This is a genomic window from Dysgonomonas sp. Marseille-P4677 (assembly GCF_016652235.1).
In the GTDB taxonomy this organism is placed as follows: Bacteria; Bacteroidota; Bacteroidia; order Bacteroidales; family Dysgonomonadaceae; genus Dysgonomonas.
Genome location: NZ_JAEPKU010000017.1, coordinates 22,059 through 48,186 on the forward strand (window position 1 = coordinate 22,059; position 26,128 = coordinate 48,186).

19 protein-coding genes are annotated in these 26,128 nt (G+C 36.0%); 12 read left to right on the plus strand and 7 right to left on the minus strand.

What is annotated here, in order from left to right:
• Positions 1-21: 21 nt before the first annotated feature.
• Positions 22-2,433 carry a BamA/TamA family outer membrane protein gene (locus JGH11_RS05470; protein WP_201110562.1) on the minus strand — a complete coding sequence of 804 codons (2,412 nt, stop codon included), beginning with the start codon at positions 2,431-2,433 and terminating at the stop codon, positions 22-24.
• A 117-nt stretch (positions 2,434-2,550) separates the two neighbouring features.
• Between JGH11_RS05470 and JGH11_RS05475 the strand changes: the two genes are divergently transcribed.
• Entirely contained in the window at positions 2,551-2,949 is a 399-nt protein-coding gene (locus tag JGH11_RS05475; RefSeq protein ID WP_201110563.1) for a VOC family protein, read from the plus strand.
• 4 nt (positions 2,950-2,953) lie between these two features.
• Positions 2,954-3,706: an RNA methyltransferase gene (locus tag JGH11_RS05480; protein WP_201110564.1), complete on the plus strand. Its 753-nt coding sequence runs from the start codon at positions 2,954-2,956 to the stop codon at positions 3,704-3,706.
• On the opposite strand, the gene JGH11_RS05485 is transcribed toward JGH11_RS05480, so the two are convergent.
• Positions 3,703-4,893 carry a hypothetical protein gene (locus JGH11_RS05485; protein WP_201110565.1) on the minus strand — a complete coding sequence of 397 codons (1,191 nt, stop codon included), beginning with the start codon at positions 4,891-4,893 and terminating at the stop codon, positions 3,703-3,705. The genes JGH11_RS05480 and JGH11_RS05485 overlap by 4 nt on opposite strands.
• A gap of 206 nt (positions 4,894-5,099) precedes the next feature.
• On the opposite strand from JGH11_RS05485, the gene JGH11_RS05490 reads away from it, so the two are divergent.
• From JGH11_RS05490 to JGH11_RS05500, 3 genes are all read left to right on the plus strand, one after another.
• Positions 5,100-5,735: a peroxiredoxin gene (locus JGH11_RS05490; RefSeq protein ID WP_201110566.1), complete on the plus strand. Its 636-nt coding sequence runs from the start codon at positions 5,100-5,102 to the stop codon at positions 5,733-5,735.
• A 324-nt stretch (positions 5,736-6,059) separates the two neighbouring features.
• On the plus strand, positions 6,060-7,241 hold the full coding sequence (locus JGH11_RS05495; RefSeq protein WP_201110567.1) for a MalY/PatB family protein: 1,182 nt from the start codon (positions 6,060-6,062) through the stop codon (positions 7,239-7,241).
• 104 nt (positions 7,242-7,345) lie between these two features.
• Positions 7,346-7,954: a peptidylprolyl isomerase gene (locus JGH11_RS05500; protein WP_201110568.1), complete on the plus strand. Its 609-nt coding sequence runs from the start codon at positions 7,346-7,348 to the stop codon at positions 7,952-7,954.
• 82 nt (positions 7,955-8,036) lie between these two features.
• Here the strand turns inward: JGH11_RS05500 and JGH11_RS05505 are convergent, their stop codons facing one another.
• Genes JGH11_RS05505 through JGH11_RS05515 form a run of 3 tightly spaced genes read right to left on the minus strand, consistent with a single transcriptional unit; the run spans position 8,037 to position 10,953 of the window.
• Positions 8,037-9,005: an aldo/keto reductase gene (locus JGH11_RS05505; protein ID WP_236263874.1), complete on the minus strand. Its 969-nt coding sequence runs from the start codon at positions 9,003-9,005 to the stop codon at positions 8,037-8,039.
• A 57-nt stretch (positions 9,006-9,062) separates the two neighbouring features.
• Positions 9,063-9,467 carry a GNAT family N-acetyltransferase gene (locus JGH11_RS05510; protein ID WP_201110569.1) on the minus strand — a complete coding sequence of 135 codons (405 nt, stop codon included), beginning with the start codon at positions 9,465-9,467 and terminating at the stop codon, positions 9,063-9,065.
• 4 nt (positions 9,468-9,471) lie between these two features.
• Positions 9,472-10,953, minus strand: coding sequence for a DUF3943 domain-containing protein (locus JGH11_RS05515; RefSeq protein ID WP_201110570.1), 1,482 nt, complete (start codon positions 10,951-10,953; stop codon positions 9,472-9,474).
• A 219-nt stretch (positions 10,954-11,172) separates the two neighbouring features.
• On the opposite strand from JGH11_RS05515, the gene crcB reads away from it, so the two are divergent.
• The 7 genes from crcB (at position 11,173) to carB (ending at position 23,757) form a co-directional block, all read left to right on the plus strand.
• Positions 11,173-11,529, plus strand: coding sequence for a fluoride efflux transporter CrcB (gene crcB, locus JGH11_RS05520; protein ID WP_201110571.1), 357 nt, complete (start codon positions 11,173-11,175; stop codon positions 11,527-11,529).
• Between the two features lie 96 nt (positions 11,530-11,625).
• Positions 11,626-17,541, plus strand: coding sequence for an alpha-2-macroglobulin (locus JGH11_RS05525; protein WP_201110572.1), 5,916 nt, complete (start codon positions 11,626-11,628; stop codon positions 17,539-17,541).
• 59 nt (positions 17,542-17,600) lie between these two features.
• Entirely contained in the window at positions 17,601-18,278 is a 678-nt protein-coding gene (locus JGH11_RS05530; RefSeq protein ID WP_201110573.1) for a murein L,D-transpeptidase catalytic domain-containing protein, read from the plus strand.
• Between the two features lie 3 nt (positions 18,279-18,281).
• On the plus strand, positions 18,282-18,923 hold the full coding sequence (locus tag JGH11_RS05535; RefSeq protein WP_201110574.1) for a hypothetical protein: 642 nt from the start codon (positions 18,282-18,284) through the stop codon (positions 18,921-18,923).
• A gap of 122 nt (positions 18,924-19,045) precedes the next feature.
• Complete coding sequence (locus tag JGH11_RS05540; RefSeq protein ID WP_201110575.1) at positions 19,046-19,438, plus strand: DUF1573 domain-containing protein; 393 nt, start codon at positions 19,046-19,048, stop codon at positions 19,436-19,438.
• A 76-nt stretch (positions 19,439-19,514) separates the two neighbouring features.
• On the plus strand, positions 19,515-20,294 hold the full coding sequence (locus JGH11_RS05545) for a M15 family metallopeptidase (protein ID WP_201110576.1): 780 nt from the start codon (positions 19,515-19,517) through the stop codon (positions 20,292-20,294).
• A gap of 238 nt (positions 20,295-20,532) precedes the next feature.
• Positions 20,533-23,757, plus strand: coding sequence for a carbamoyl-phosphate synthase (glutamine-hydrolyzing) large subunit (gene carB / locus JGH11_RS05550; protein ID WP_236263875.1), 3,225 nt, complete (start codon positions 20,533-20,535; stop codon positions 23,755-23,757).
• Between the two features lie 199 nt (positions 23,758-23,956).
• Here the strand turns inward: carB and aspS are convergent, their stop codons facing one another.
• Complete coding sequence (gene aspS / locus JGH11_RS05555) at positions 23,957-25,711, minus strand: aspartate--tRNA ligase (RefSeq protein WP_201110577.1); 1,755 nt, start codon at positions 25,709-25,711, stop codon at positions 23,957-23,959.
• A gap of 61 nt (positions 25,712-25,772) precedes the next feature.
• A complete protein-coding gene (locus tag JGH11_RS05560; protein ID WP_201110578.1) occupies positions 25,773-26,063 on the minus strand; it encodes a putative quinol monooxygenase in 291 nt (96 codons plus the stop codon).
• Positions 26,064-26,128: the final 65 nt, after the last annotated feature.

The window sequence follows — 26,128 nt, forward strand, 5'->3', positions numbered from 1 at the left end:
ATCTTATAAATCTGAGATCGGCTAGAATGGATATCCGACAGCAATGTGCCATGCTGTATTTTTGTTAATTTTGAATGGTTCGGTAATCGGCCATCGTCTTGTATTCGGATTATTAGACGGGTCGTATGCTTTCCATCCGCAGTCGAGGCGGACAAGTACAAAGTCGAAGTCGAAGCGAAAGCCTAGCCCCCAAGCAACAGCAATTTCCTTGTAAAATTTATTAAATTTAAAGGAGCCTTCCTCCTGTTTCTCATAATCTTTTATAGTCCAGATATTTCCGGCGTCGATAAACGCAGCTAATTCCAAAACCCAAAAGAGTTTACTCCTATATTCTATACTGGCATCGAAACGAATGTCTCCTGAATGATAATAGAAATTATCCTTGTCGCTATTATTTTCGTGATTTGCTTTAAAATAATAAGCTCCAGGACCCAGCTCCCGTATACCCCAACCTCTAACACTATTCGCTCCTCCTGAGAAGAAACGTTTTTGAATCGGTATTTGCTTGCTATTGCCATATGGATATGCTAATCCTCCTCCAACATGCCATGCGATTGAGTTTTTCTCGTCTACCTGATACGTTTTACTATAATCTATCGTGCCACGAATATATTGTGCATAATTCGTCCCGAAAATTTGTTTCGATCCTATAATAGAATCCTTTTCTGTACCTGCTATTGCAGCAGCTAAAGAAAGAATGTTTCCGGCAGTTTCTATAGATGCCCGTAGCGAATATATGGGTTGGTTACGTCTATTGGGGCTGGCAACATTGGTTCTAGAAAATGTGTAACCCATACTCATAATAAAGTGGTCACTAAAGCTATACTGACGGGCTGCAGCTGACAGGTCATTATAGAATGAAGTGTCTAAAGCATTTTTAGGTAAATGGATATAACTTATATCTATTAGGTCGAAAGTATGCCTGTTCAACGAAAGTCTCCTATCTTGCCATATATATTTAATACCCGTAGATAATACAGTACGTGTGAAAAGCCCCGGTCTTCGTTGATAAGTATAACTACTATTGAACTGTGTCGAGGCATGTATACTACGCCTGAAATCTTTATCTAAGAACGGAAACATGAAACGAGGAAATGTAAGGGACGTCTCTCCCCCTATTTCAAAATAGTTTTCAGAGAAGCCTTGAGACGTAGGTGGGATAGTTTCCACCGCACCTCGCAATCCTATATTAAATTGTTCGGAACCACGAAAGGCATTTCTGTGTAAATAACCTATGCCGGTACCTACACCAAAATAACCGCCGGAATTAGTTCCTTCGATTTCCGCCATAATACCTTGCTTCTTATCGGGAACGCAGGTGATAATACAGCGTAAGTCGGTAGAGTCATTTTCCCATGTTATATTTACATTTTTAAGAATGTGTAACTGAGATAATGCACTATACGTCATCGCTGTCATGTTTTCATCATACAAAGTTCCCGGAACTATGTAGCAATTTTCTAATATAACAAAAGGCTTAATGTATTCACCTCGGGGACCGTACTTTATTTTATATCCGTTTTTCTCGTATACCTTAGTTTCTTTGTATTGATTGATATTTCCGTCTTCCAGTGGATTATAGTCAACGTATAGTTCAACCGATTTTACTCTATATTGACGATGCGGTATTGTAATCTGTTGTCCATTCTGGTCGACACTTTGGTTGTAAGGGTATATTGCTAAATCAAGATTTACAAGGTTGTTTCCAAGAGTCGTATCAGCTTCGAACCCAATATATTCTTTGTTAAAAGCATAATATCCGGCTCTTCTGAATATGGATGATATTCGTTCTCGTTCTTGGTCCAAGACATCAAGATTAAAGGTAGAATTCTTTTTCACGAGGCTACTTCTGTACAAAATAGAATCCAGATTGAGTGGAGTAGGGATCATGGTTTTTTCACTCCCCTTTGTTTTTTTGTTGCGAGGTATTGTAAAGATGGGATTCGAAAGTATGCTATCTTTTACTTCTATTTTGTAATTATCTATTTTGTATGGTTCTCCAGCCTTTATATTATAAGTTACTTTGGCTTTCTTCTTATTGAATTCAACAGTGGGGGTGATTTCTGCATTTAAGTAACCTCTATTAATCATTACATGCTTTAGATTATTCGCAGTAAGATATAACATAGTACTATCGTATAAAACAGGAGCATCACCTGCATTCCGTAAAGTGCGGTTGACCCATTTTGTTGTATCTTTCCCTGCAAGGTTGTATATGAAAAGAGGAAGTTTGAAAATTGCAAATGTTTTATAATTAGGTTTTTGTTTGATATAAGATTCCATCTCCATGGATGAGATTACCTTTTTGTCGCTTTTTACAGTCGCACTGGCTAGTAAATACTCTCCTTCGGGTACAAATTTAGTAGAACTGCACGACTGTATAAAGAAGGTGATAGTGCAGATAGCAAATATGTAAATTAATATTTTATGCATTGTTATAAAGCCTCATAAATAAGCTGTTTACCAAATGAAAGGCAAATTTAGGGTTTTAATTGTTTCTTTTTGTAGTTTTGTATGGAAAAGAATATAAACATTTAAGAATTTTAAAGAATGCAACTACATCACACGGCTATTTGGGTGAACGATTTGGAGAAGGTCAAAGAATATTATGTCAATTTTTTTGATGCAATAAGTAATCAATTATATGTAAATCCTACAACCGGTTTTTGTAGTTATTTTCTAAGTTTTGAATCAGGTGGACAAATAGAGATAATGCATCGTGCAGATATTCCCGACAATATGAATGATGTTATTGAGAAACAACATAAAGGACTTATTCATTTAGCATTTGCTGTAGATTCAGAAGAGAAAGTAGATAAAAAGGCAAAGCAACTCAAAGAGGCAGGTTTCCCTATCTTAAAGGGACCTAGAGTAACGGGTGACGGATATTATGAATTTGAATCAATCGATGTGGAAGGAAACCGTTTAGAGGTAATATTTAAGAAATGATATTATGAGCCTGAGTAAAAATAAGCTAAAATATATTCGTTCACTTAAGGAAAAGAAGTTTCGTTCCGAATATGGTACATTCGTTGCCGAAGGGAACAAACTTATACGAGATCTCCTTCCATATATCAAATGTCAATTGTTGGTTGCAACATCTACTTTTTTGTCGGATGCTGATGTGTCTGATGTTGAGGAAGTAATTGAAGTAAACGATGCTCAATTGGCACAGGCTAGTTTTTTGCAGAGCCCGCAGCAAGCATTGGCTGTTTTTTATCAGGTAGTTAACAAAGATGATATAGATTTTTCAAAAGAGTTGCTGTTAGCTCTCGACGGAGTACAAGATCCGGGAAATTTAGGTACAATAATTCGTTTGGCTGATTGGTATGGAATCAAACATGTTTTTTGCTCTTACGATACAGCAGATGTTTACAATCCCAAAGTTGTGCAAGCTACAATGGGAGCATTAGCCAGGGTAAGTATCCATTATTTAGATTTAGCTAATTTTCTGTTTGAGCATAAAGATATTCCTGTTTATGGAACCTTACTCAATGGTCAAAATATGTACGAGCAGACACTTTCTTCGAATGGGATTATTATAATGGGGAATGAAGGTAATGGCATCCGCCCTGAAATAGAGCAATTGATCACGAATAAATTATATATACCAAATTATCCAGTTGGTAATGTTACATCCGAATCTTTGAATGTAGCAATAGCCACAGCAATAGTTTGTGCGGAATTTAGACGTAGAAGTTTTTAATTTTCCTCTATTAGAATATATGCACGGTAGTGATTTTTTTTATCTATCGGACATAGAGATAAGTATCCCTTACTGATTTTTTCTTTGTCAAATATAATGGGATATTTTTCAAGCATTTCTATATGTTTTTTCTCTATAATTCCCTCTTTAGCGGAGAAGTCAATGTAGAACTTTCCTTGTGACGTTTCTGATATATAATTCTCAAATATTTTAATAGCGAGATATCCCATATTGTATCGCATATTTATTTCCAGGCATGGGTGTAACCTATATGTTTCTGTCTCCTTATAAATCATCATATCTACACCAATACATCCTTTATATAGGGTTGCATATTTTTCTTGTAATATCTTTATTAGGCTTTCTTTTACTTCAGAAAGTAAGTCTGCCGATATCTTTGTAGTCAATATTTTTTCTATACTACTTTGTGTTCCTATATAGTTTGCTTCGTATCCGCCTTTAGAATTTGTATAGAATAACGAATAACCGGCAAAAGTGACATTACCTTTGCCATCACTTAAGAACTCCATTGCGAAATCTATTTGCTTATTGAGCGCTCTTTCGAGTGATACGCTTCCTTGTTTCTTTAGTGTTCCATGTAGTATTTGGCGTTCGGTACGTGTTAGTCCTGATTCGGGCAACCACAATAATCCTCTACCTGATGAAGAATAGGGCGCTTTGGACAAAACTTTGTAAGGAGAATCATCAACTGCTTTTTCTATATCTTCCACATTGGTAAAAAAGTGAGGGATTATATCTTTTGATATGTCTGAAATTTCATCTGTAAGTTTATTCAGGCAATCTCTGGCTGCATTTCTACTATTTAAATACGTATATTCATCTTTCCATTCAGGTATATTTAGTTTTAGGTCGTATTTATGACAGAGTTCCCTAAAAATATATATGGCTTGTGGAGATATTCCCCAAAGTGAAATATCTGAGCCTTGTTGGCTTTCCATGTCAATATTCGAAATAGGTTTAGGGAGCGCTGGAAAGATGTTATTTAAATAATTAAAGTATTCGTAATTATCCAAGCTGCTAACTAAAACGAGATCAACCTGTTTACTATACCATGCAGGTAAAAAAGAGAGTTCTCTTTGCATTGTCACTATATTTGCCGGAGCGGTGTAATACGGTGAAGCGTTTTTGACCGCTGTTTCATGACCAGGATTGAAATAATGAATCATTAATTAAATATTTTCTTTCACGACAAAATTAGCGAATTAATTCAGAAAGTAATTTTATAAATCTTTTTTACTCTATTAGTATAGTATGCAAATAACAACTGTAGTATAAATATTGTTGATATTTGTATAGTAAATATCTATTTGATTTATGGTGTTAAAGGGGTTATATTTGTAATCAAAATTATAAAACATATAAAACAGTTATTATGTCAGTATTAGTAGGTAAAAAAGCGCCTGTATTTAAGGCTGGAGCCGTATTAAACGGAAATGAAATTGTAGAAAACTTTTCTCTAGAGCAGTATAAAGGTGAAAAATATGTAGTGTTTTTCTTTTATCCTGCCGACTTTACATTTGTTTGTCCTACCGAAATTATTGCATTTCAAGAAAAGATTGCAGAATTTGAATCTCGCAATGTAGCTGTAGTCGGAGCCTCTACAGATTCTGCTTTTTCTCACTGGAAATGGTTAACAACAGAACAGAATGAAGGTGGTATCAAAGGTGTGAAATATCCATTGGTTTCAGACCAGACTCTTCTTATTTCTACTGCATACGACGTTCTGGCCGGATCATTAGATTATAATGATGAAGGTGAAGATGTATTTAATGGCGTTCCTCAGGCATACCGTGGTCTTTTCCTTATCGATAAAGAAGGTATTGTACGTCACCAAGTAGTGAATGATATGCCTCTTGGCCGTAGTGTAGACGAGATCTTGCGTGTGATTGATGCTCTTCAGTTTACAGAAGAATACGGAGAGGTTTGTCCCGCAAACTGGAAAAAAGGAGATAAAGCCCTTAAAGCAACACAGGAAGGAATCTCAGACTATTTGTCTCATAAACACTAACTAAAGTTAGTTTAAAAAGAAATGACAAGATTAAGTTAATTTAGTTCTTAAAGCCGTGATTGGATGATCGCGGCTTTTCTTTATTTCTTATAACTGGTTTTATCTATATATGGGAGGATACCTTATGATGAAAAAAGAAATAACAAAAGAAATGATTGAAAAGTGTAACTTTTGTCACCTTTTAGTTAAAAAAGATAGGAAATCAAAAATGTAAGATATATAATGAAATCCTCTTGTAAGAGTTCTGCTTAGACTATTTTAATTTATTAAGGCTAATTTTCCTTTTTATTTTTCATACTTTTGTCATCTAAATTCCTAAATAGAATGAGATATAATTTTGATGAGATCATTGATCGTAGAAATACAAATGCACTTAAGACAGATGCTTTAGAGCCTCGTTATGGAAATCCCGATCTGATTCCGATGTGGGTAGCTGATATGGATTTTTTATCACCTCCGGCAATTACCAATGCTATAATCGAAAGGGCAAAACATGGTATATTTGGTTATACCTGCCCTTCACAGGCATATTACGATTCTATAATCAACTGGTTGGAACGTAGTCATAATTGGAAAATAGAACAAGAATGGTTGGAATTTATTCCTGGTATTGTAAAGGGAATAGCTTTTGTTATAGATTGTTTTATGACTAAAGAACAGAAAGTTATAATTCAACCCCCAGTATATCATCCATTCCGTATAATTCCAACTTTACATCATCGTGAAATAGTCAATAATCCGCTGATTCTGGATGCAGGACAATATCGTATGGATATAGACGGCCTGAGAAAGGCAATTACGGCCGATTGTCATGTACTTATATTGTGCAATCCTCACAATCCAGGAGGACGTGTCTGGACTCGGCAGGAGCTTATCGATATAGCAGAAATATGTTATGATAATAATATTCTTGTTATTTCAGATGAGATACATTCCGATTTGGCTTTTGCTCCAAATAAGCATATTCCATTTGCTAGTGTGTCAGAAAAGGCAGCTCAAAATAGTATTACCTTTATGGCTCCAAGCAAGACTTTTAATATTGCCGGTATTGTGAGCTCGTTCTCTGTTATCCCTAATAAAGAACTAAGGGCGAAGTTTCAGGCTTATCTGACAAGTAGTGAACTTAATGAAGGTCATATTTTTGCATATTTGGCAGCTCAGGCCGCTTATGAACATGGAGGAGAATGGCTGTCGGAGGCTAAAGATTATTTATGGAAGAATATCACTTTTGTTGATGAATATCTGAAAACGAATATTCCCCAGATAAAAGCAATGTTACCTCAGGCATCTTTCTTAATTTGGCTCGATTGTAAAGCACTTAATCTTTCGCAAAAAGATTTGGTTTCGTTATTTGTGAACGATGCCAATTTGGCACTAAATGATGGAGTAATGTTTGGTGCAGAAGGAGAAGGATATATGCGTATGAACATAGGAACTCCTCTTGCCAACATTGAAAAAGCGTTGCATAATCTTAAAAGGGCTATCGACACGAAACAAATTCATTGATTAATTGTTTTAAAGCTAATTTAGGCACGATTGTTGTCTTTGATATAAAATAAAGAGTCTCAATAGACTTTGACTATTAATTACAAATAAACAAATACTTAAAAATGAAAATTTCAACAAATAAGTTTGTTTCTCTTTCTTACGATTTGAACGTAGGTGAAGGCGAGGAACGTGAACTAATGGAAAGAGCTACTGCTGAGACTCCACTGGATTTTATCTATGGAACAAATTCAATGCTGGAGGCTTTCGAAAAAAACATTGACGGATTGGCAGAAGGTGATTCATTTGAATTCGTACTAACTCCTGATGAAGCTTACGGAGAATATGATGATGAGCATGTTGTTGATCTTCCTCGTAATATATTTGAACAAGATGGAGTTCTAAATGAAGAAGTTATCTTTGAGGGTAATACAGTTCCGATGATGGATTCGAATGGTAATCGTCTGAACGGTTCGGTTGTCGCTGTTAAAGAAGATGTTATTACTATGGACTTTAACCATCCATTAGCAGGTGAAACACTTAACTTCTCAGGAAAAGTACTTACAGTAAGAGAATCTACACCTGAAGAAATAGCTGCGTTATTTGCACCTCAAGGTGGTTGTGGTTGCGGATCTAGTTGTGGTTGCGGAGATGGCGAAGAAGATTCTTGTGGCTGTGGTAGCAGTGAGAAAGAAATGGCTGGTGGCTGTGGCTCAGGCTGTGGTTGTCACTAAAAGAAGAATATCTATAATAAATAAAAAGACAGACTCAACAAGCCTGTCTTTTTTATTATAATTTATTATGTACTTGTTCTCTTTAGCAGAGATTAAATGGCTTTACATATTTGCTTGCAATGCTTAGCTTTTCTATTGCGCCATCACTCAATTTTAAATCTACGGCTTTCAGTATATCTAACTGACTAGCTTGAGATACACTGGCAATAGGGGCTGTGACCGAAGGCCTTGCTATTAGCCAAGCCAAAGCTACTTGAGCCGGAGTTGCATCAAGCTGAGCTGCAACCTGATCAAGGGCTTCAATTATAAGTTTCCCTTTCTCGTTCATATACTTGTTTACTGCCTCCGATCTACTACCTCTGACAGTTTCATCAAATTTGTATTTTCCGGTTAGGAATCCACTGGCAAGTGAGTAATAGCAGACAACTCCTAATTCGTATCTTTCTACTACCGGTTCATGCTCTACTTCATACCTCATTCTGTCATAAAGGTTGTATTCTGGTTGCAGACAAACATATTCTGCGTAACCATTCTTTCTGCTTTTCAGAATAGATTCTACCAGTCTGTCGTCACTTATATTTGAGGCACCTATATAACGTACTTTCCCTTCTTTTATAAGTTGAGTATAAGCTTCGAGTGTTTCCTCTATGGGGGTGGAGAGATCGTCATAATGAGTAAAATACAAGTCGATATAATCTGTCTGTAAGCGTTGGAGTGAATCTTCAACTTGTTTTAATATATAGTCTTTTTTCAGTCCTCTGTTATCAGGCGAAAAAGCTGCGCCTACTTTGGTTGCTATAATCAAATCTTTTCTCTTACCCGATTTTTTTAGCCAGTTGCCGATAATTGTTTCCGATTCTCCACCTTTGTTGCCGGGTGCCCATACAGAATATACATTGGCTGTGTCGATAAAATTGAAACCTGCATCGGTATATGCGTCAAGAATATTGAATGACGTTTTTTCGTCGGCTGTCCAACCAAAAACATTCCCTCCTAATGAAAATGGATATACCTCCAAGTCTGATTTTCCAATTCGTCTTTTTTCCATCATAATGTGTATTAATTGTATAGATTGAACACGTAGTGGAACGAAAAAGTTTATGACTTGTTAGAATAGCCTTTGCATAACAATATACTTATAGCCGTTCTTTTCGAAAGACTCATTGGTTTCTTCGTATCCGAATTTCTTATAGAAGCTAGTGGCTTCAGTGCGGGCATTACACCATAAACGGTCGAATTTTAGATCATTGGCATAGTCAATCAGCCATTGCATAAGAGCTGAGGCATATCCTTTTCCTTGCATGTCGTTCCGAGTGGCTAATTTTCGGAACTGGACATCACGCCCTTCTAAGAATAAAGACATAACAGATACCAATACTTCGTTTTCGAATACACCGATATGTAATCCTCGATCATCATCGGGGAGTTTAACAAAATCTATATCTTTATCGGGATACATCACTTGTTTGCGCATGTTGAGCACATCTTGATACGGAGCTTCGTTAATAATCATTATTTTAAAATTTATAAGTTAGCATTAGGCGGCCTTCGTAGGTTTGAGAGAACACATTCTCGAAATATCTGTAGTTGGTATCTCTGGTATAGTTGTAGAAGATGCCGGTCAAAAACAAGTGTTTTTTTAATTTCAGATCACTCCTTAGGCTGATGGCATGAAGAACGGCTTGCGAATGGTCTCCTTGATAATCAAACTCGTGAACATCTATGTTGTTCCAGTCAATATCTTGTGGATAACCTTTCCATGTAAACATGCGATATACTTCATATATTCCTGTAAGGCTTATACGATCTTTATATGACAGATTGAATCCGCCTTTGACGCTAAATCCGCTTGCTAGATTGTAGTTTCTCATATCCACTACATAATGATCACTAAGGGTGCCTCCCAGTAGTACCAGATTGCCATGTAGATAAGCATCAAAGCTAAAGTTTCTTGTTCTATTACTTCTATATATGAGTCCTGCTCCAAAAGAAACCGGAGTACAGAACTTATACGGTATTTTATTCGATACATCTGAAATAGTATCGGAGTCATAATAGTCGAAATGCTGATAAAAACCTAAGCTGAGGAAATCTTTTTCTGTTTCGATCAAATCGGTGACATATAGTCTACCCATTATATTGAGTTGGCTTAATAGTGGTTGCGAACCTTGTCCATTCAGGTTACTTTTAAAGGTGAAATAGTCATATGGCTTCTCATTTTCAGCATCGAAACGATCTCCGTATTCTATATTTATATCTAATGCAGCTCCAACACCTTTATCAAGGATTTTCCCTTGTAGTTCCAATGTACGAATTCCGGCAGACACTTCAACATTTACATCCGGTACTCCAAATTGTTTTCCTGTTGTTGTTCGTGTCCTCCAAGCGTCACCATTGATGACTCGTGTGAGTCCGCGCATTGGAGATATAAGAAAGCCGGCAAGTTCTCTTCCAAAACGGTTCATTCCCACTCGTCTGTCATCCAGTACCAGATCGGAAGTCCGATATAGAGTTTCGCCTAAAGCCAATCCGCCGATAGGTGTGGCCAATATATCATTGAAAGAAGGGTATTCATTTTCCATAAATAGTTCCCACATAGCACTCCCTCCTAAAGAAAATAGGCCGGACTCCCAATAATTGTAACCTCTCGATCGTGCCGAATTGTAGTATAAGCTGCCATGATAGGGATGCAGGAACATATTATTACCCATATCATCATTATCCCAGACCCAAGTGTGTTTGAGATTTTTTCTGATAGTGTGAATGTCAATGTATGCATAATGCTGCTTGGCGATATATCTGTTGAATGCCCAAAGCCCCATGTTGAAAGAAAAGTTCTGGATGGAGGCTCCTAATGCATCCTTTTTAGAATAATAGGCTATATCTATAGAATCGGCCGGCTTAGGAGGAACAACCTGATAGCGGATGGCAAACTGTGCATGTCCGGTAAGTGAAGTAATAATAAGAAAGACCAGAGCAAGTGTATATCTTTTATGCATGAGATACTATCTAACATTATAAAGGATGCAAAGATAAGATAATTAAATATTGAACAATAAATAATGCAATTAGTTTAAACATGAGTGAATGTATATGATGAGGCTTAGTCTGTATAGACTTACTTATTTATATTGGGGGATTATAAAATACCATGTAATACTCTAATAAATACATGTATTATTGACAAGTCTGAGAATAAAAATGTAAATTTGTGCCGTATGATAAAGCAAATATTATTGGTTGGTGCTGGTGGAGCGGTAGGAAGTATCTTGAGATTTCTTACGTCGGTACTTGTTAATAGATCTGAGCCTTATCCTTTTCCAGTTGCAACATTTATTATCAATATATTAGGGTGTTTCTGCATTGGACTATTTGCGAATTTTATACCTTCTAATAATCTACGCATTCTACTTATAACAGGATTCTGTGGAGGATTTACTACCTTTTCCACATTTGCCAGCGAAACTTTAACATTAGCAAATAACAACCAGATGACAATGGCGTTTGTTTATACAATAGCAAGTTGTATAATAGGCGTTTGTGCTGTATGGTTGGGTCTGTGGGTCTCTAAATAATACCCTTCGTTCAGTTTAATTAACATCTTACGGTATGAATTTCAGCTTCTATTACCGTCTATTATATATTAAGGAAGAAATACAAAACAAAATGATATGAAGAAGAAATTATTAATCAGTTTATTCTTTTTACTGAGTATTAGTATGGTAGGACAGGTTTCAAATAATAAATATGAAAGTGACTGGAAAAAGGTCTTAGAAACAGAAGAGCAAGATCTTCCTCAATCAGCAATCGGGATTGTTGAAGATATTCTCCAAAAATCGATTGCTGATAAAAATACGACACAAGTTATCAAGTCCCTTATATATAAGAATAAATATAAAAAGATTATTGATAACCAGAATAATGAGCAGATATTTGCCGATCTTTTATCTTTAGTAACTCAAACTAGTAAAATTGAGGAAAAGGCATTGTTGTATTCTATGCTTGCCGAACTATACTCTAATTATTATTTTGAAAATCAATGGCAAATAAATCAAAGAAGTAATTTGACGGACGTGATTCCTTTAGATATGAAAGAATGGAGTCGTAATATATTTGCAGATAAGATTACAGAAAGTCTTAATTTGTCGATAAGTGACGCTTCTTTACTAAAGATACATACTACCAAGGAATATGATGATATAATACTTTTAGGTACAGACGGACAGAAATATTATCCAACACTATATGATTTTCTGATATCACGTGCTATACAAGTGGCAAAGAGCTTGAAAGATGTTAGTAATACAGATTTTGATCTTCTTTCTATTGGGGTAAGTATTGATCAGTTAATATCTTCTGCCGATCAGTATATAGGATTAGATATAAAGACGGGTACAGACAATAGTCAAATAGTATTGCAATTTTATCAACAATACCTGAAAGATTTATTAAACAGAAATTTAATATCTACTATCATATTAACCGAATTGGATAAAATAGATTATCTAAGACAATATTCACACTCTTTTTCTCAAGAAAAGGTTCTTGACACATATATAGCTTTGGCTAAAAGACATGAAAACAATGAAACCTCCACTGAGATAATAAACAAAATTACAGATTCGTACAACTACACAGATAAAAAGGCGGGTAATGTAAACAAAGACATATACAGTTGGTTGAATAAAGGAATCAGCATGTATCCCGATTCATACGGAGCTAGTTTATTAAAAGCTAAACTAACCGAGTTGGAGAGTCCGATAATTATTATAAAAGGTGATGCTCTTCAATACCCTCAGAAACCGATAAAAATAAGTCTCCATCATAAGAATGTACAGGCTTTAAAAGATCAACCTAAATTTAATCTTTATAAAGTCGAAAACGGAAAATACGACCTTCTGAAAGATTATCCATTAAATCTTGTATCGCAGACAACATATCAACCCGATACATTATTTCTATCGCTAGGTGCTTTACCTGTTGGTGAGTATTGCTTTACTTTTTTAGCTAAGGATGTTTTAGAAAAGCCAGTAGATAAAAGTGATTATTCTAATTCCACAGATAATAAGAAATTCAGTTTTATAGTGTCCAGTTTGATATCTTATTCTCGTAACAGTGCACAGGATGAGTATGAAATATTTGTAGTTGACCGTATTTCCGGTAAACCGGTAAAAGATGCATTGATTAAGGTATACTCGTATAATCAAGATGATGATGGGAAGAAACTATTGCTTAAAAATATCAAAACAAATGAGATGGGACTTGCCATCTTTAAAGATAACAGGACGGATAATGTAAAGAATAATTATAATGCAGCAACATATACAGTACAACTTGGATCAGACTCTTGTTTAAAGCCGGAGACACTTTATAGTAATAATTATAAGTGGAACCGAACTAATATAGAAGGGGTAAAACAAGATGTAGTAAGTGTATTTACTGACAGGGGAATTTACCGTCCCGGACAAACTGCTTATTTCAAGGCTATAGTATTGGATAGCGATTCTAAGATAACACCGAATAAGGCATATTTAGTAAAGCTACACAATGCCAATAACGAAGTGGTTTCTGAAAAGAATATTATAACGAACGAGTTTGGATCAGTATCCGGAGAGTTTATTCTACCTCAATCTGGTCTGTTAGGTTCATATCGTATTCAAGTAGGACAGGGAGCAGCCTATTTCAATGTAGAAGAATATAAACGCCCTACATTTGAAGTAACATTCGATAAAGTGGATAAAACATATACATTCGGAGAGGAGGTAAAACTGAAAGGTTATGCAAAGAACTTCTCTGGAATAAGTCTACAAGGTGCAGATGTAAAATATACTATCAGTCGTGAGCAATTTAATTTTTGGTATTGGCGCTCAGGAAATAAATCTCATTTTGCTGATGGAATAGTAAAGACAAACGATGACGGCTCATTTGAAATAGTATTTACTCCCGAAGCAGGAGATGGAAATTCGTTGTTGCTAAGAAAAGCAGATAAACAAGTTTTTACTTTTAGTGTAACTGCTACTGTAACCGATATAAATGGGGAAACGCAGTCGAATACCTATACACTCACTGTTGGTAATGTATCTATGGTAATAAATATAGATATACCCGATCGAATAGAAAAAGCAAGCGATTATAATCTGAATATAGAAGCCCGTAATTTACAGGCTCAGGAAATAGAGACATCGGGAACCTACGTTCTGTATAAATTGGACGATAATGATTCTATACAAAATAAAGTGCTAGATGGTTCATTTAAAACAGGAGCACAACTAGAATTAAAGACTAGGTTTAAAACATTAATTTCGGGGAAATATCAGTTACAGGTCGTTGCTCTTGATAGTAAGAATAATGAAATAATAGAAAAGAAAAATTTCATTGTCTTTTCTTATGCCGATAAAAGACCTCCAATAAAGACTAGTAAATGGTTGGTGCAGAAGAATACTACTTTTGGGAAAGATAATAAACCTGTGGAAGTTATATTCGGAACCACAGATAAAGAAACATATGTGCTGTATCAACTGTCTAATAATAAACAGATATTTGAACGTCGTTTTCAAAAACTAAGCAACACTAATCATACATTTACGATTCCTTATAAAGCTGAGTACGGAGATGAAATATCGATGACGTTAACATCAGTGAAAGAGGGTGAATTATATAATGAAAGTATCTTTTTACAAAAAGAAATAGAAAAGACGGATACTAAACTTAATCTAAAACTGGAAGTATTTCGAGATAAGCTTCGCCCTGGACAAGCTGAAACTTGGACTGTAAGTGTAAAAGACTCAACTGAAAAGCCTATACTAGCCGAGTTATTAGCTTCGATGTATGATAGTTCTCTCGATAAGTTATATTCATATACGGCATGGTCGCTCAATCGTCCGCAGGTATATAAAGAATATATTTACCCGATAAATTACCATTTCCCCTGGTATAACAATGATAAATGGCTTGATTTGGATTATAATATAAGTGAAGATACTATTCCTGTTAGGACGTTCGATATAATCAACTGGTTTGGATATATCAATCAATCTTCAGGAGGTTTATTAGGCCTCTTGGATATGGCACCTGCGCCAAGGTTATACGGATCTAACGGAATCGGACAATTTAATATTAGAGGAACTCGAACATTGAAACAAGAATCTGCTGTCGCTGTCGAAGAATCGGCATTGGTTGCTACAGCTAGTGATCAGGTAGAGTTCAGATCGGAATGGGGGCAAACCGGTATCATTGGAAAGATGGATCGAGGAGGTTCATCGGATGTGCCTCAACTTCGTCAAAATTTTAATGAAACAGCTTTCTTCTATCCTCAGTTAAGAACGAATGAAAAGGGTGAAGTGCAAATATCATTTACTGTGCCCGAAAGCAATACTACTTGGCGGTTCAGGGCTCTGGCGCATGATAGGGATGCACGGGTTGGAGTATTGGAGCAGATGGTAGTTACCCGTAAAGAATTGATGGTGACGCCTAATATGCCACGATTTATACGTCAAGGAGATAAGACGAGTATCTCTACTAAGATATCGAATCTATCGGATAAAGCGATATCAGGTAACGTACATATTGAGTTTTTCGATCCTATGACAGATAAAGTTGTCGATTTAAATGTACCTGACCAACAACAATCATTCTCGTTGGAAAAAGATGCTTCGACTTCTGCAAGCTGGATATTTAATGTTCCGAGTGATATTGAACTAATAGGCTGTCGTATTGTAGCTCAAAATGGATCATTCAGTGATGGAGAACAGCATGTATTAGCTGTATTGTCCAATCGCATGCTAGTTACAGAAAGTATGACAATAGATGTGACAAAACAAGGCACCAGCTCATTTACATTTGATAAGTTATATAGCAATAATTCAAATTCAGCAAGTTACTATCGCCTAACTTTGGAATATGCTTCAAATCCTGCATGGTATGCTATACAGGCTTTACCTACAATGAGTAACCCATCGAATGAAAATGCTGTTAATTGGTTTGCCAGTTATTATGTAAATACATTGGGGGCGTCTATCGTTCGTCAATATCCAAAAGTAGCAGCAACGATACAATCTTGGTTGAAACAAGGTGGAGATAAACAAACATTGATCTCTAAACTGCAAAAAGACGAAGAATTGAAAGCTGTTCTGTTGGAAGAAACGCCTTGGGTATTGGATGCGAAGAACGAAACGGAACAGATGCAACGCCTGTCTCTTCTATTCGATTTGAATAATACTAAACAATTAACAGATGCAGCAACCAGAAAATTAGCTGAATTGATGAACAACGAAGGTGGTTGGTCATGGTATAAAGGATTGTATCCGAGTCGTTCTATATCACAGTATATTCTTTATGGCTATGCCAAATTGCAAGAAGTAGGTCGGGTAGAATATCCTCAGGAGGTAAAAGAAATGCAGATGAAAGCCTTGAAATATGTAGACAATCAGATTGTCAAAGACTTTGAGAATCTGAAAAAGCATAATAAAGAATGGGAAAAGATTACCTCCATTTCTACTAATCAGCTTGAATTTGCTTACATTCGCTCATTCTATCGTGATATTCCTATTAGCCAAGAGGCTCGTGCTGCAGAACGCTTTTATACAAATGTCGCTAGTAAGAACTGGACTAAACTTAATTTGTATGAACGTTCCATATTATCCCTTGTACTGAAACAAAATGGAGAAAAAGACTTGGCAAACAAAATTGTAAAGTCTATAAAAGAGTATGCTCTAAAAGATACGAAACTGGGTATGTATTGGCCTAACAATCGTAGTCATGTATTTATGTCGATGTCAGCAATATCGGTTCATACTTTCTTAATGGATGCTTTGGAGCAAAATGGAGCTACTACTGAAGAAATGGATTTGATGAAAAAATGGTTGATAAATCAGAAACGGACTCAAGTATGGGAATCGACTCATGCATCTATTGATGCTATCAATGCATTATTAAGTTCAGGTACAAATTGGTTTATCAATGAATCTAGCTCCGTAACCATTAAAGTAGGAAATACCAAAATTGAACCGGAAAATAAAGAACTGGGAACTGGCTATATAAAGCAAACATGGGACAAATCGGAAATTAAAAATAATATGGGTAAAGTTGAAATTACAACTCCTATTTCTCAACCTGCTTATGGCGCTATGTACTGGCAGTATTACGAAAACCTTGATAAAATTACAGTTCAGAAAGGTGATCTGAATGTTGATAAACAGCTGTTCAAAGAAAATGTATCTGTAACGGGTAAAGGCTTGGTTCAGATTGCAGAAAATAATCCGTTGATAGTAGGAGATAAAGTAATTGTTCGCTTAACAGTGCGTATCGACAGAGATATGGATTTTGTTCAGTTGAAAGATATGCGTGCTCCTTGTTTTGAGCCGCAGCAAACAATCTCTAATGGTCTGATATATTATCAAATGGTGAAAGATGCTTCTACCAACTTCTACTTCGACCATTTACCAAAAGGGACTTATGTACTGGAGTATCCTGTATATGTGAACCGAAGTGGCGAGTATGCAAATGGTATAACAACAATTCAATGCATGTATGCACCTGAATTTATATCACATACACAAGGTATTAAAGTAACAGTAAAAGATAAGTAAACAAACATAATTTTAGGATATATTATCCTTACGACCTTTAGCAACTAAACTACCAACAAATGAAAACGTACGGGCCTATTATATTAGCCATAATCTTATTTGCCGGACTTGTATCTTTTGTGAGATACAAGTCTGACAGCAGAAAGAAAGAACAAGTCGAAAAGATTGAAAACGAAAGAGTGAGAGCGCAGGAAAAGATAGATGCTGAAAATCGCTCGGCTTTTTCTCGTCTAAAAACTAAAGCCGACTCAGCCTTGGCTTATTGCAAAGCAAAAGGTCTCAATACCCAATATTGTTGTCTTATAGATTTTAGTATACATTCAGGAAAGAAGCGTTTTTTTGTCTGGGATTTTAAAAAAGATACAATAAAATATTCTAGCCTTTGCTGTCATGGTTATGGGCAGAAGAGTACACAGTCTAAGCCAATATTTAGCAATGTTGAGGGTAGTTATTGTTCGTCTTTAGGAAAATATAAAACCGGAGCGCACTCATATAGTAATTGGGGGATTAATGTACACTATAAATTACACGGTTTGGATAAGACAAACAGCAATGCTTTCAAACGTTGGGTGGTATTGCATTCACATACACCTATATCTGAGAGCGAAATATATCCGAACCATCTTCCTTTAGGATGGAGTCAAGGATGTCCTGTTATTAATGACAATATAATGCGTAAGATAGATGTGATGTTGAGGGAAACAAAGAAGCCGGTATTACTATGGATTTATAATTAAAATATGAAAGTCAAAAGATTCACGATCACATTCTTTATTATATTGGTTTTTGTAAGTTGTGGAAAACAAGAAAACCGTATGTTGTTACCTATTGAGAACATATATATGGTTGAAGTAAATGGTTGGCTTCCGGATTTTGAAGATGAAGGAGATTCTTTGTATATGAGTGTTCGGGGACTAGCAGAAATAGATAAAGAATTTAATGTCAAAATGACTAAGAGGTTTTCAAGTAAGAAGCCTTATTATTCAGGTAAAATAGATATTTCAGATGTATTGAAGCAAGAGATTATCGATATGGTGAATACTTATCCGTCCGATACTCTTTTTATAGATGATCAAGTACGTATTTATGATGATTATTCTTACGTATTCCTTTTTGAAAAGGAACCTGATCATTTTATAAGGGTTGGTTTTGGAGCATGTTCACATGGAAATCTTCGAAAAATAAAGAACCAGCTGTTTTGTGATTCGGTTTTTTATAAATTAAAGCACTTAGAGTTGAATCAAGATTCGGTAATGCTTCGGTTATTGAACTTTGAGGATTATGTATTTGAAGATTTACAATGTATACCTCCTCCTCCCCTGAAAACAAACAAAACGAAGTTTTATATACCTAAATATTATAGGCATCCGGATCGCTGGTAATAATAAAATATTGTAAAAAGTTAAACATGTAGTTGATATTATTATTATATTTGTGAACTAATTATCACAAATTAAGTAGGAACTACATTAAATTATTTTTTAAAATAGTAGAATTAATAGGTATGAAAAAGATTGGATTAATACTATTTGCACTAATATTATCAACAAGCTTTATTACAGCACAAGAAGGTAAAAAAGCTCCCAAAGTAACATTTGAGAATTCAGTTCATGATTTTGGTAAAATAGCAGAAAATGCAGGAACGGTAAGTTGCGAATTTATATTCAAGAATATAGGTACGGCTCCGTTTCTAATTCAGAGAGTGCAGGCAAGTTGTGGATGTACTACTCCAGATTATACTAATGAACCGGTATTGCCGGGAAAGACTGGTAAAATCAAAGTAACTTACTCGACTGTAGGACGTCCGGGGACATTTAATAAAGATATTACTGTCTTTTCGAATGTGCCTGATTCAATTTACCGATTGAATATAAAAGGTGAAGTAATACGTAAATAATATATTCTTCAATATAAGGAAAGGATATAACCTAATGGACTGGGTTATATCCTTTTTACTTTTTATAATATGACTGATGATGATTAGAGTAGTTTGCCTATTTATTCTTCTGGCCAATATATATGCTGAACTTTCTTTGGCACAGGATACTTCAAAGTATCCCCAAGGAGTACAAAAGTTACTATTGGCTTATCCGACACAGATTATTAGTTATGATGGTGACGCAATTATAATGTCGGATGGATGTAAGATAACTTACAAAGAAGGTGGTAATAAATCACATGCAGAGCTAATGAATAGTTCTCATATGGGTGATATTTTTGTCTATCCATATTTAAAGGGGAAAGTGGATCGGATTTCTAAAAACTATGATCCGGGACGTATTCGCAATGAGGAATTAATGAAGAAAATGTATGGCTCTTCTTCTACTGAGGTGCAGAGTAATCTTGTTACTATTACTTGGTGTTCTAAACTAGTCAACCAAAAGCTTAAGGTTACGACTATAAATGGAATAGATAAACAACTAAAGAAGATATCGGATGAATTAGATAAGCATCCCGAACTTAAAGAATATTTACACAGTGCAGGTACTTTCAATTGGCGAAAAGTGCGAGGTGCAAATAGGATGAGTTCTCATAGCTTTGGGATTGCGATCGATTTGAATATTAAGTACTCTGATTATTGGCAGTGGGATTGCCGCTGCACATCAGAAAATGCTGATCTAAGATATAAGAATCGAATACCTCAGCAGATTGTAGATATATTTGAAAGATATGGTTTTATTTGGGGTGGCAAGTGGTATCATTACGATACAATGCACTTCGAATATCGCCCGGAACTATTGTTAGAGGAATAATGAATTAATCAAAATAATCTTTATCTATAAATTATAATAGTTGATTCATTCATATCAGGGCACAAGAAAAAGTTACATACGAAAAAAAATAAAAATGTGTAACTTTTGTAACCTTTTGACGAGTAAATCTATTCTGACGGAGAAAGCCAAACTTAAATATCTGTATTATTGAAAAATGCCCTATCTTTGTATAATTTTGTATAATTCTTGAGCAATCTATTATAATAAACTATAAATCATGTCGATTCACCAGAAAATTAAGAAAGTTATTGTTCTTGGTTCGGGAGCGTTAAAAATCGGTCAGGCCGGAGAGTTTGACTACTCCGGGTCTCAAGCCTTAAAAGCCCTAAAAGAAGAGGGGATCTTTACAGTATTGATAAATCCTAATATTGCTACCATCCAGACATCGGAAGGTATAGCCGATAGGGTTTATTTCCTACCCGTTACTCCATATTTTGTAGAAGAAATAATTAAGAAAGAAAAAGTAGATGGTATTTTACTCGCTTTTGGAGGGCAAACAGCTTTAAACTGTGGTACAGAACTATATCTGAATGGTACATTGCAGAAATATGGCGTTGAGGTGTTAGGTACATCTGTAGAAGCTATTATGGCTACAGAAGATCGTGACCTGTTTGTGAAAAAGCTAGACGAAATAGGAATGAAAACCCCTGTAAGTCAAGCTGTAGAAACAATGGATGATGCTATTGCTGCCGCAAATAAGATTGGCTTTCCTGTAATGGTACGTTCGGCCTACGCTCTGGGCGGACTAGGTAGTGGTATCAGTGATAACTTGGAAGATTTTAAGATCCTATGTGAAAGTTCATTTGCTTATTCCAAACAAATCTTGGTGGAAGAATCATTGAAGGGTTGGAAGGAAATTGAGTTCGAGGTGATTAGAGATAAAAACGATCATTGCTTTACTGTCGCCAGCATGGAGAATTTTGATCCGCTCGGTATTCATACAGGAGAAAGTATTGTGGTTGCACCTACTTGCTCATTAGATGAAATAGAATTGACAATGCTTCAGGAGTTGTCGAAAAAGGCAATTCGTCATATAGGTATTGTTGGAGAATGTAATATACAATATGCGTTTAATTCAGAAACAGATGATTATCGTGTTATAGAAGTAAATGCTCGCTTGAGCCGATCATCAGCTTTAGCTTCTAAAGCTACAGGGTATCCATTGGCCTTTGTTGCAGCAAAACTGGCTTTAGGTTATACATTAGATCAGATTGGAGAAATGGGTACAGTTAATTCTGCCTATGTTGCGCCTAAGTTAGATTACTCTATATGTAAAATACCTCGTTGGGATTTAAGTAAATTTGTAGGGGTTTCACGTCAGATTGGTTCTAGTATGAAATCCGTCGGTGAAATCATGTCTATAGGAAAAACCTTTGAAGAAATTATTCAGAAAGGTCTTCGTATGATAGGACAAGGTATGCACGGTTTTGTTGGTAATAGGGAACTTGAATTCAATAATCTGGATGAAGAATTATCTAATCCTACCGATCTTCGAATATTTGCTATTGCTCGCGCTTTTGAAAAAGGGTATACCATCGATAAGATACATAACCTAACAAAGATTGATCCTTGGTTTTTAAGTAAACTAAAAAATATATACGATTACTCGCTCGTTTTACAGGAGTATAGCAAAATAGAAGAAATTCCTGCCGATGTGCTGCTTAAAGCTAAACATTTAGGTTTTTCCGACTTCCAGATTGCTCGTTTTGTAGAAAATCCCGAAGGAAACTTGGAGAAAGAATCATTAAAGGTTCGTTCTATTCGTAAGAAAATGAATGTATTACCGTCTGTCAAGCGAATTAATACAATAGCTTCGGAACACCCGGATCTGACCAATTATCTTTATATGACATATGATGGTTCAGAAAACGATGTTCCATATTTTAAAAATGATAAATCAGTAGTTGTCCTTGGCTCCGGAGCATACCGTATAGGTAGTTCTGTTGAGTTTGACTGGTGTTCGGTAAATGCAGTTCAAACAGCGCGTAAATTGGGTTATAAGTCTATTATGATAAACTATAACCCTGAGACAGTTTCTACTGATTATGATATGTGCGATCGTCTTTATTTCGATGAGCTATCCTTCGAGCGTGTACTTGACGTATTAGATTTAGAGATGCCTAAAGGAGTAATTGTGTCGATGGGCGGTCAGATTCCTAATAATTTGGCTATCAGATTACATCGTCAAGATGTTCCAATCTTGGGTACATCGCCCCTATCTATCGACAGGGCTGAGAATCGTCATAAGTTCTCAAGTATGTTAGATCAATTGGAAATAGACCAACCCGCATGGAAAGAATTATCGTCTATGGATGATATTTATGAATTTGTAAAAAAGGTTGGTTTTCCGGTTCTTGTACGTCCTTCATATGTCCTTTCTGGAGCTGCAATGAATGTTTGTCATGATACAGAAGAGTTAGAAACATTCCTAAAACTTGCAGCTAAGGTATCAAAAGAGTATCCTGTTGTTGTATCTCAGTTTCTTCAAAATGCAAAAGAGATTGAGTTTGATGCTGTGGCAAAAAATGGAGAGGTGGTTGAATACGCTATTTCGGAACATGTTGAGTTTGCCGGAGTACACTCAGGAGATGCTACATTAGTTTTCCCAGCTCAAAAAATATACTTTGAAACAGCACGCCGTATAAAAAGGATAAGCCGCAAGATTGCAAAGGAACTTAATATAAGCGGTCCGTTTAATATACAGTTCTTAGCAAAAAACAATGATGTAAAGGTAATAGAGTGTAATCTTCGCGCTTCACGCAGTTTTCCTTTTGTTTCTAAGGTGTTGAAACGTAATTTCATAGAAACAGCTACACGTATTATGCTTGATGCTGATTATGTAAAACCGGACGATTCCAACTTCGATATAGATTGGATCGGGGTAAAAGCTTCTCAGTTCTCGTTCTCACGCTTACATAATACCGACCCTGTTCTTGGAGTAGATATGTCATCAACAGGTGAGGTTGGTTGTTTGGGTGATGACTTCAGTGAGGCATTGCTTGTTTCAATGATCTCTGTTGGCTACAATATACCTAAGAAAAGTGTGATGGTTTCATCCGGGGATAGTAGGTCTAAAGTTGATATGCTGGATGCTTGTAAGATGTTGCAGGAGAATAATTACGATATATATGCAACAGCCGGAACGAAGCAATTCTTAGCGGATAATGGGGTTGAGGCTACAACGGTAAGTTGGCCAGATGAAGAAAAAGAGCATAATGTAATGGACATGATGTCTAAGCATAAGTTTGATCTGATAGTAAATATTCCTAAGAATCATACACGTCGAGAGCTTACAAATGGCTATAAAATACGTCGTGGTGCTATTGATCATAATATTCCGTTGATTACTAATGCTCGCTTGGCTAGTGCTTTTATACAGGCATTCTGCGAGATGAAGGAAACAGATATTCCAATTAAGAGCTGGCAGGAATATAAAATGTAATTCAATTTGTATAAGTAATACAGTAAATAGAGTAGGGTTGCTTTTAGTAACCCTATTTTTATGATGGGATTTAGGTAAAAAGGATCTTTAGTAAGGTTTCTATATCTATGATTATATCTCTGGATATCTATGTTTAAATATAAAAACGCCTTAGCTCATCTATCAGCCAAGACGTTTTAGATCATTGGATACTATATAGTTATTCCTTTACTTCAATTTTTAAATGTAACTCGTCCAATTGTTCTTGATCGATCGTTGACGGAGCATCTACCATAACGTCACGCCCCGAATTATTCTTAGGGAATGCTATACAGTCGCGGATACTATCTAGTCCGGCAAATAGAGATACAAGGCGGTCAAGCCCGAACGCTAATCCTGCATGTGGAGGAGCTCCATATTTAAAGGCGTTCATAAGGAAGCCGAATTGAGCCTGTGCTCTCTCTTCAGTAAAACCAAGCACATGGAACATTTTATTTTGTAGTTGGCTATTGTGGATACGAATAGAGCCACCTCCAACTTCTACGCCATTAATCACCATATCGTAAGCATTAGCCCGCACAGCACTTGGGTCGGAATCCAAGAGTGGAATGTCTTCTTCCTTGGGACTGGTAAAAGGGTGGTGTTTCGCAAAATAACGACCAAGTTCTTCATCTTTTTCTAATAAAGGAAAGTCGATAACCCACAAGCAATTGAACTTATTCTTATCTCGTAAACCAAGTTGCTCTCCAACTTCGAGCCGAAGTTCACAAAGCTGTTTTTGTGCTTTCTCAGTTTCTCCACATATAATAAGGATAAGGTCACCTGGTTGCGCTAGACAGCGTTCAGCCCATTTTTTCAAATCTTCAGGGGTATAGAATTTGTCTACTGATGATTTTAATGTGCCGTCTGCTTCATAACGGACATATACCAAGCCTTTAGCTCCTATCTGCGGGCGTTTTACGTAATCAGTCAAAGCGTCCAGTTGCTTACGTGTATATGAGGCGGCTCCTTTTGCACAAATCGCTCCGACGTATTCGGATGAATCAAATACAACGAAATCCTTTCCTGTCGTTAGATCTTTGATTTCTACAAACTCCATTTCGAAACGTGTATCAGGCTTATCCGATCCATAATATTTCATAGCATGAGCATACGTCATACGTGGGAAATCGGGAATGTCGATGTTTTTTACTTTTTTGAAAAGATGTTTCGTTAATCCTTCAAACATATTTAGTACATCTTCCTGATTTACATAAGACATTTCGCAATCTATTTGCGTAAATTCAGGCTGACGGTCGGCACGCAGATCCTCATCGCGGAAGCATTTGACTATTTGGAAATAGCGGTCAAAACCAGATACCATCAATAACTGTTTGAACAATTGAGGTGATTGAGGTAGGGCATAAAATTCACCCGGATTCATACGAGATGGCACAACAAAGTCTCGAGCACCTTCGGGCGTAGAGCCTACTAGAATAGGAGTCTCTACTTCCAAAAATTGACGTTCATCAAGGTAACGTCGAGTCTCGAAAGCTATCTTATGTCTTAGTTCCAGATTCTTGCGGACGGGAGTACGGCGTAAATCTAAATAACGGTATTTCATGCGAAGATCGTCCCCACCATCGGTTTCGTCTTCTATTGTAAACGGAGGTACTTCCGATGTGTTGAGAATAATCAGTTTATTTACGATTATTTCTATTTCTCCGGTCGATATATTCAAGTTTTTACTCGAACGTTCTTGTACTATACCTGTTACCTGCAATACATATTCTCTTCCTAGTTTGTTTGCTTGTTCATAAAGATCTGAATTAACGTCTTTACTAAATGCTAACTGAGTAATACCATATCGGTCTCGTAGGTCGACAAATGTCATCCCTCCTCCCAATTTACGCACTTTTTGTACCCAGCCGGCGAGAATAACCTCTTCATTTACATTTGCCAGAGTTAATTCTCCGCAAGTATGATTTCTATACATGTTCCTTAGTTTTGGATTTCGAATTTAATCGTTTCAATTAAATAGATTTCGAGATAATATTTTAGTATATTTTTTTTATTACATCTACAGTCAGACTGTCTATTTTTCCTTGTACTGCTGCCACAAAAGCTTTGAAATGAGTGCTTTCGTTATGCTCATCAATAGCACTCTGCGATTTCCATACTTCTAATATGGTATATTTTAATGGGTTCTTAATATCTTGATGTAACTCATAGGAGACATTTCCATCCTCTTTGCGCGTTTCATTTACTACAGTATGGAAAACCTTTTCCAACTCTTCTTGATATGCAGCTTTTACTACAATTACAGCAACAATTTTAAGTTCCATCATATCTTTTTTAGTTTATATTTTAAGGATACAAAAGTATAGATTTTATTCGTTTTACAGGAATAGAT